Source organism: Paraburkholderia humisilvae (assembly GCF_902859855.1).
Classification (GTDB): domain Bacteria; phylum Pseudomonadota; class Gammaproteobacteria; order Burkholderiales; family Burkholderiaceae; genus Paraburkholderia; species Paraburkholderia humisilvae.
The window spans coordinates 1-784 of the sequence record NZ_CADIKH010000431.1 but is presented as its reverse complement, the minus strand read 5'-3'; the positions used below and the strand labels follow the sequence as shown (position 1 = coordinate 784).

The window sequence follows — 784 nt, the reverse complement described above, 5'->3', positions numbered from 1 at the left end:
GCCGGCTAGCGTCGATACTGGCCTCATGGACTGATGTGGACGAGCCGGACGCATTCGCCCAGACTGCGGCGGGACGCTCCGAGTTTCGTGTCGAGGATCTTCGAAGGCTGCGCGCGCTGATTGACGACCTGAGGCCGGAGGTCTTGGGTCGTGTCAAGTAAATTACGCCGCCAGTGTAAGCTAAATAACGCTGCAATGATCACGCGGACACTTGATGGCTGTGGCCAATATATTGAAACTTCGCCAGTCAGGCTACGTTTCCGTGTCTGGCGTGGCCTTGACATTGAATCACTGGCGGCATATTTTAAATTACACACCTCACACCGGCGCAGTGACCTTGACCAAGCCCGATTTGAAGCAGGATCGCCTCAGGCGCCGCGGCGTGCTGAATCCTCATCCCGAACGGGTTCGGGCTCCCTGGTTTCAATCGAACGATTTCTTCGACGCCCGCGACCTGATCCAGGTCAAGTACGAGATGCTGCGCCACGTCAGCGTCGATGGCGCCTCGAAGGCCGACGCGGCAGAGCTGTTCGGTGTGTCCCGCCCGACCTTCTATCAGGCCGAGGCAGCATTTGCGCGCGATGGCCTGGCAGGACTTATGCCGAAACCGCGTGGACCCAAGGGGGCACACAAACTCAATCTCGAGGCAATGGCCTTCGTCGAACGACATCTCGAAGGCGACGGCTCCATTCACGCGCGCGCGCTAGCCGAGCAACTGGAATCCGAGCTTGGCATCTCGGTCCACCCCCGCAGCATCGAACGCGCGATCGCGCGCAAAAAAAAA

Annotated in this window: 2 protein-coding genes; both read left to right on the top strand. The window is 59.4% G+C overall.

Annotated features, from left to right (window positions below):
• Positions 1-14: 14 nt before the first annotated feature.
• Positions 15-161, top strand: coding sequence for a DUF5372 family protein (locus tag HV796_RS42915; protein WP_343053103.1), 147 nt, complete (start codon positions 15-17; stop codon positions 159-161).
• Positions 162-214: 53 nt separating this feature from the next.
• Positions 215-784, top strand: a 570-nt coding sequence (locus HV796_RS42910; RefSeq protein WP_246356412.1) for a helix-turn-helix domain-containing protein, incomplete at its 3' end; no start/stop codon positions are given.